Origin of the sequence: Vibrio sp. T3Y01, assembly GCF_013114525.1 — a bacterium.
GTDB classification, from domain to species: domain Bacteria; phylum Pseudomonadota; class Gammaproteobacteria; order Enterobacterales; family Vibrionaceae; genus Vibrio; species Vibrio chagasii_B.
The window spans coordinates 215,668-222,860 of the sequence record NZ_VTXJ01000009.1; the positions used below are offsets into that span (position 1 = coordinate 215,668).

Consider the following 7,193-nt stretch of genomic DNA (forward strand, 5'->3'; position numbering starts at 1 on the left):
CGAGGCTTTATACCTTAAAGCGCTCGACATCTCGACGCATCGACTCAGCAGCGTTACTCATTTCATTTGAGCTATTGCGGCTGCTTTCAGCTTGCTGGGCTAGGTCGTCAGAGGCATCTTTGATCCCTTGTGTATTACGGCTGATGTCTTCGCTTACTGCTCGTTGCTCTTCGGCTGCGCTGGCTATCTGTAGTGCCATATCGTTGATTTCACTGATGGCTTGGGTGATTTTAGACAGGCTGTCGTGTGCTTGTTCTGCGAAGCCAACACTGTTTTCTGCCAGTTGAGTGCTGGTGGTCATGCTATCCACCGCATGTTCAGTATTCTTCTGTAGGGTATCGATCATCACACGGATTTCTTCCGTCGAGCCATGCGTTCTTTGGCTTAGCACTCGAACTTCATCGGCGACAACGGCAAACCCACGACCTTGCTCGCCCGCACGTGCCGCTTCAATGGCAGCATTCAATGCCAATAGATTGGTTTGTTCAGCAATGCCTTGAATGGTGGATAGAATTTGGTTGATGCTTTGCGCGTTGTTTTCCAGCTCTCGGATAACATTGGCCGCGTCTTCTACTTGGGTCGCAAGGCGAGTGATGGCATCGCGGTTCTGTTGAATCACTTCTTGGCCGTCATTACACGCGGTTGCAGAGGCTTGAGAAGCGGATGCGGTTAATTCTGCATGGCTCGCTACTTCGGCTGCGGTAGCCGACATCTCATGAATTGCAGTCGCAATCTGGTTGATATCGTTTTGTTGATTCTCCACACGAATGGAGGATTGCGTTGCCAACTGGTTGGCTTTTTCGGCGTGGTTGTTTAAATCGTGGCTGTGCTCAACGACACCTTTCAGCATGCTCTGCATTTGACTTAAGAATTGGTTCACCAGCTCAGCAAGCTTACCTATCTCATCCATGCGGGTTATATCGATGCGTTGAGTAAGGTCACCTCGGCCTTGAGCAAGCTGGGTTAGCGCCTCTGACAAGGTTTGTAATGGGTAAAGCAGCCGGTTGATGACCATGGTGCTAGCGATTGAAATCACAATGTACAGAACAAGTGAGGTTAGGGCGATGAATTGAATCGCATCAGTGACCGCAGAGAACGCCAGCTCTTTATCGATAACAATGCCCAGAGACCAATCGGTATTCGGCACGTTAGCAATGTAAACCAACTTATCTCCCTGACTCGGCCAAGCCAATGTGGTGATCGTTTGGTTCTGAATCAGTTGTGACACTCGGTTTGCGGTCAGCTCTGGATTTAAGCTTGTGAGTGGTTTTTGACTTAATGCTTCATCGCTGTACGCAACGATGTTGTTGTTACCATCCACCAAGAAGGCGAAGCCATCGTTATCCAGTTTTACGTTGAGAACCGTATCGATAATGCTCGTCACGGTTAAGTCCGCAGCCAGTACGCCCTGCTTTTGGCCGCTAAAGGCTTTCGCAAAGCTGATGACGATACTGCCATCGAAATCTTGATACGGTTCAGTAATGATCAGGTCTGATGCGGTATTCGCATCTTTGTACCATGGACGCGTGCGAGGGTCGTAGTCTGCTGGCCAACTTTCCGTTTTATCACCATAAGCGATCGTGCCATCGCTAAAACCAGCATAAACAGACAAGAACTGCCCGGCTTGTTTGGTGATCAATAATTCGCGGTCTGAGTTACTGTTGCTTGAAATGGTTGGCTCATTGGCCAGCATCATGTCACTGCGAGTCGAGAGCCAATCGGCAATGTAGTTGGTCGTCCCTACACTGACATTCTTCATTTCTTGGTTGATCGCGACTTCAGTCTCTTGGGTGAGCTGGGTAACCGATATCCAGGCTTGGGTGCCACTCACGACGGCGATAATGATCGCAATGGCGATCTGAATTTTAAACTTAATAGTATGTCTCAAGGTCCATTCCTCTTTTATTAGACAAAAACCTAACTACAGTGACGTACTTGATGGTGAATTGATGTGTCTCTGATAGGCGTATAGTGCCGTTGTCTTAGGCAGAATGAATGTGTTTAAAATCATAAATTATAAATATATTTACTCTTCTTTTTGCAAAACAGTGAAGTAAAGTCACAGTTGTTTATTGATTTAAAAATCAACTGTTTGTTCTGGCAGTTATTCGTGATGCAGCGCGAATAGGCGCTAAATTTATATTTAGCGCCTTAGTCCGTAATAGAAGTGATCGTTGAACGCTTACTAGGTGATGATAAACAGGGCGAGGTAGACCAATAGCAAGCCGACAATCCCCAAGATGATCCCCATCTTCGCCATGTCTTTGCTTTCGATAAGTCCGGTAGAGTAAGCCAGGGAATTAGGGGGCGTTGATACTGGAAGAATCATGCCGAGTGATGCAGAGAAGGCAACCACAACCAATAATCCTTGTAAGCCCCCAATTGTTGCCAAGCTCTCCATAGAAGCGCCAATTGCCGCGGCTATTGGCATCAGTAAGTTGGCCGTAGCGGTGTTCGACATGAAGTTTGCCATTAACCAGCACACGATGGATAGCGTGATGACTACGGCTGCAGGGGAAAGAGACTCATAGTCGATCGCGTGTGCCAATGCAGAGGCCAAGCCTGTTTTATCTAAGCCGATACCAATCGCAATACCACCGGCGACTAGCCACAACACATCCCAGTTGATTAGTTTCAGTTCTTCTTTGCCCATGATGCCGGTCAAAGTGAAGACCGCCAGTGGAATGATAGAGACCACATAGGTGTTCATGCCGTGCAGTTTGGTAGTCATCCACAACAAGATGGTCGCGGCAAAGGTGACGTAAACGACGATCGCACGCCAACTCTTTCTGAACTGCCCATCGAGTTTAAGCACCATGTTTTTCTGCGTGGAAGGGAAGATTTTCTGAAGAAGGAACCAAGCAATGGTGAGTTGGATGATTACAAAAGGTAAGCCCATCATCATCCAGCTCAGGAAGTCGATGGTGTTTTCACCGGTTAGGTATTGAAGTGCAATGGCATTGGGAGGCGTACCGATTGGTGTCGCGATACCACCAGTATTGGCGGCAATCGGAATACACAATACGAGTGCTTTGATCCCCATATCGCCTTTGGGTGCCGAAGCTACAATTGGGCCAAGCAGGGCCAGCATCATGACAGTGGTTGCGGTATTCGACATAAACATTGAGAACACGGCGGTGATCAGCATTAAGCCAAGCATGATGAAGCGCGGTTCTGTACCGAATGGTTTCAGCAGCACTCGAGCTAGGTTGTTATCGAGTTCGTACTTAGATGCCGAGATTGCGAGAGCAAAGCCACCCATGAATAGAATGATGATTGGTGATGAAAATGCACCGAATATGTCGGTATATTTAATTAATTCACCAAGATCGTGTCCCGCTGGTGGATTTCGAAATAGGTGCAGACCTTTGTCGGAAATCATCACCAGTTCAAGTGCAATGATCAGTATTGAGGTGGCGAAAACTGGAACGGGTTCAAGTACCCAAAGTAGGGCAGCAAGTAGAAATATCGCTAGCAGGCGGTGTTGAATCAGCGTCAGGTCATCGATAGGTATTGAATCTATTGGCATGAATAACACGCCCAAGGGAATCGCAAAACAAATCAACAGCTTGACCAGAACGCCAACATTGAGTTTAGGCATGTACAAAGACCCTATGAATAAAATATCTTCAAATAGAGTAAGTTATCTGGATTTTTGGTACTTGGAGACGGGTTGGAAAATCAAAAAGTTGTTTAAGGTTTCGGCAACTGTTTTGTTTTTGGTCAATCTTTTATAGCGCTGATTTATGCATTGCTCTTTTAGGTCAGGGCTTAGGGGTATTGGAAGGTTAGAGGGCTGGGTAATAAAAAGGCACGTTATTCATTCAAATAACGTGCCTTGAAAGCTAAATGAGTTTACTCAAATCATTACGCTTGGTCTGTGTTCTCTACTGAATCAACAGCTTCAGTCTCAACTTCTTTACCAGCGATGTGCGCGTAAGGCGTACCAAGAACCGTTTTCTCACCATTTTGCATAGTGTCGTCGAACTTGATTGCATCTTTCGCAAATAGGTTGATAACCGTTGAACCAAGCTTAAAGCGACCCATTTCTTCGCCTTTCTTCAAGATGATTGCTTTATCGCCTTGTGCTGGGTAATCCCATTTGTACACAGAGTTACCGCGTGGTGGAGTAATAGTGCCAGCCCATACTTGCTCGATGCTACCTACGATAGTGGCGCCAACCAGCACTTGTGCCATTGGGCCAAACTCAGTATCAAAGATACACACTACGCGCTCGTTACGTGCGAATAGGTTTGGAACATTCTCAGCTGTTAATGGGTTAACAGAGAAAAGGTCACCTGGAACGTAGATCATCTGACGCAGCGTACCGTCACATGGCATGTGTACGCGGTGGTAATCACTTGGAGATAGGTAAAGCGTTGCGAATTCACCGTCTTTAAACTCTTCAGCAAGACCGGCATCACCACCTAGCAGCTCACGTGCAGAGTAGTCGTGGCCCTTCGCTTGAATCAGTTGACCGTCAGTAATTGGGCCAAATTGGCTTACGCGAGCGTCTGCTGGGTGAACGATAACAGAGTCGCCTTCAGCGATAGGGCGCATGCCCTCTTTCAATTCACGTACGAAGAATTCATTGAATGTTTTAAAGTGTTTTGGGTCGCTATGTAGCGCTTCATCCATGTTCACTTTGTATTGTTTGATGAACCAATTGATGATCGCTGTCGTTAAGCCACCCGCTTTAGCAGACGCCAGTTTGCCTACTAGACGAGTTAGTCCATGTTGTGGAATCCAGTACTGCAATCCAACTTTAATCTTATCCATTGTATTAATTTTCCAATGCTATGTGTTTTTCAATTCAATCTATCGATGACGCTTTAGGGCGCGAGATGTTACTTAAATTCGCGCCAATTGTCAGTAACTGCACATATTTGTTCACAAAAACGCGATTAAAGATCTGCTTTTTTGTTTCGTGAATACTGACGGTTGTCTTTGTTGTTGACCATGCTCTCAATGATGCGGTGGTAGTTGTCGAAGCGCAGTCGACTGATCTTCCCATCCTCAACGGCTTCACGCAGGATGCAGCCTGGATCATCATTGTGCTTACAATCGCGGAACTTACAGCCGCCAAGGTAAGGCTTGAACTCAACGAAAGCTTCGGTGATTTCATCGGCTTCTAAGTGCCATAGACCAAACTCACGAACTCCAGGTGAATCGATTAGGTCACCACCTGAAGGGAAGTGGTACAAACGAGCGGCAGTGGTGGTGTGCTGACCAAGGCCTGAGTTTTCAGAAACTTCACCTTCTTCGATGTCGAGTGTCGGCATTAGCGCATTCACTAGGCTGGACTTACCTACACCAGATTGGCCAACAAAGATATTGATGCGGCCTTTAAGTTCAGCTTCTAGCTCTTTAATGCCGTAGCCAGACTCTTTACTCACGAACATCACCTTGTAGCCGATCTGTTCGTAAATTTTCAGTGTCTCTTGGTACTCAGCAATTTGCTCTTCAGTCAGTAGGTCGACCTTGTTGAGTACAACAAGCGGTGCGATTTTTACTGTTTCTGAAGCAATTAAATAACGGTCGATAATATTAAGCGATAGCTCTGGAAGTACAGCAGACACGATAACCATCTGGTCTACATTAGCCGCAACCGGTTTTAGGCCATCGTAGTAATCAGGGCGAGTAAGCATTGAGGTTCTTGGTTCAACCGCTTCCACAACACCTGAAATACCAGCCATCGACTCTAAGCCTGCACGCCAAGTCACTCGGTCACCAGAAACTAAAGTCTCGATACTACGGCGTAAGTTACAACGATGAACTTCGTTTGTTTCAAGATCTTCGATATCAGCATGTTGACCAAAGCGTGTAATCACGAGTCCGCTTTTGGTGCCACCAAGCATGTTCTCATCCCACTGGATAGAATCTTCTTTCTTGAGTCGCTTGTTCTGGTTGCTACGTACACGACGTACCTGACCTTTAGTTAACTTCTTTTTTTTAGCCACAATTTTTCACTTAACACATCTAACTTGATGATTGGGAACTCAAACTGGTGTTGCTGGTGCCATTTGATTTCGATGGTCCTAAAGCTAGTTTGAGTATAGTTATTTGGGTATAGTACCTCTTTTAAACATAAACAAATAGGCGACGCCTTATGTCCTTTAGCGATCAGAACCTAATTTGGGTAGATCTAGAGATGACGGGACTGGATCCTGAAACTCATAAAATCATTGAAATTGCGACTATCGTGACTGATAGTGAGCTTAACATCCTTGCTGAAGGACCTGTTTTGGCTATTCACCAACCTCAAAGTGAACTAGACAAAATGGACGAGTGGTGTACAACGACGCACACTGGCAGTGGTCTGGTGAAGCGAATTCAAGAAAGCACCGTGACTGAACAAGATGCTATCGAACAGACGATCGCGTTTCTTGAAAAGTGGGTACCAAAAGGTAAATCGCCGATTTGTGGTAACAGCATTGGCCAAGACCGCCGTTTCTTATACAAGCATATGCCTGAATTAGAAGAGTACTTCCACTACCGTTATGTCGATGTAAGCACCCTAAAAGAGCTAGCTCGTCGTTGGAAACCTGAAGTATTAGATGGTTTTTCTAAGTCAGGAAGCCACCTAGCATTAGACGATATTCGTGAGTCGATTGCCGAACTGCAGTACTACCGAAAAACAATTATTAACATCTAGCCGGATAAACTGATCACGTTTGTCTAACTTTTCAGGGACATAAGAGCCAATTTTTTTGCAAATCTGTGTGCTTTTACAGCAGTTGAATAAAAAGTTTCGTAATTTTGCATTAAGGACTTGCATCACAAAAAAATGCTCTTATAATTCGCAGCCCTGAACGGCGAAAGACGTTTTCAGAATGCGACACTAGCTCAGCTGGTAGAGCGCAACCTTGCCAAGGTTGAGGTCACGAGTTCGAACCTCGTGTGTCGCTCCAATTTGTAGATTATGGCGAAAGCGGTAATCAGAAGGTGAAAGACCTTTCTATGCGATACTAGCTCAGTTGGTAGAGCGCAACCTTGCCAAGGTTGAGGTCATCGGTTCGAACCCGATGTATCGCTCCAATTTGTAGGTTACGGCGAAAGCGGTAATCAAAAGGTGAAAGACCTTTTCTAATGCGATACTAGCTCAGTTGGTAGAGCGCAACCTTGCCAAGGTTGAGGTCATCGGTTCGAACCCGATGTATCGCTCCAAATTCGCCTCTTAGAGGCAAGATTCA

The 7,193-nt window shown here is 45.9% G+C and carries 5 protein-coding genes and 3 tRNA genes; 4 read left to right on the forward strand and 4 right to left on the reverse strand.

Annotated features, from left to right (window positions below; genetic code table 11):
• Positions 1–7: 7 nt before the first annotated feature.
• From F0232_RS12490 to rsgA, 4 genes are all read right to left on the reverse strand, one after another.
• On the reverse strand, positions 8–1,888 hold the full coding sequence (locus tag F0232_RS12490) for a methyl-accepting chemotaxis protein (RefSeq protein ID WP_105057807.1): 1,881 nt from the start codon (positions 1,886–1,888) through the stop codon (positions 8–10).
• A 297-nt stretch (positions 1,889–2,185) separates the two neighbouring features.
• Positions 2,186–3,601, reverse strand: coding sequence for a DASS family sodium-coupled anion symporter (locus tag F0232_RS12495; RefSeq protein ID WP_105057808.1), 1,416 nt, complete (start codon positions 3,599–3,601; stop codon positions 2,186–2,188).
• A 266-nt stretch (positions 3,602–3,867) separates the two neighbouring features.
• On the reverse strand, positions 3,868–4,779 hold the full coding sequence (gene asd, locus F0232_RS12500) for an archaetidylserine decarboxylase (protein WP_105057809.1): 912 nt from the start codon (positions 4,777–4,779) through the stop codon (positions 3,868–3,870).
• 125 nt (positions 4,780–4,904) lie between these two features.
• The gene (gene rsgA, locus F0232_RS12505) at positions 4,905–5,960 is read right to left on the reverse strand and encodes a small ribosomal subunit biogenesis GTPase RsgA (protein WP_061033206.1); all 1,056 of its coding nucleotides are present in this window, start codon (positions 5,958–5,960) and stop codon (positions 4,905–4,907) included.
• Positions 5,961–6,109: 149 nt separating this feature from the next.
• Here rsgA and orn point away from each other — a divergent pair, with 149 nt between their 5' ends.
• The 4 genes from orn (at position 6,110) to F0232_RS12525 (ending at position 7,167) form a co-directional block, all read left to right on the forward strand.
• Positions 6,110–6,655 (forward strand): oligoribonuclease, encoded by a 546-nt coding sequence (gene orn / locus F0232_RS12510; RefSeq protein WP_105057810.1) that lies wholly within the window; start codon positions 6,110–6,112, stop codon positions 6,653–6,655.
• A 180-nt stretch (positions 6,656–6,835) separates the two neighbouring features.
• Positions 6,836–6,911 (forward strand) — tRNA-Gly (locus F0232_RS12515).
• Between the two features lie 51 nt (positions 6,912–6,962).
• Positions 6,963–7,038: transfer RNA gene (locus tag F0232_RS12520), tRNA-Gly, on the forward strand.
• Between the two features lie 53 nt (positions 7,039–7,091).
• Positions 7,092–7,167, forward strand: a tRNA-Gly gene (locus tag F0232_RS12525).
• The last annotated feature ends 26 nt before the right edge of the window (positions 7,168–7,193 follow it).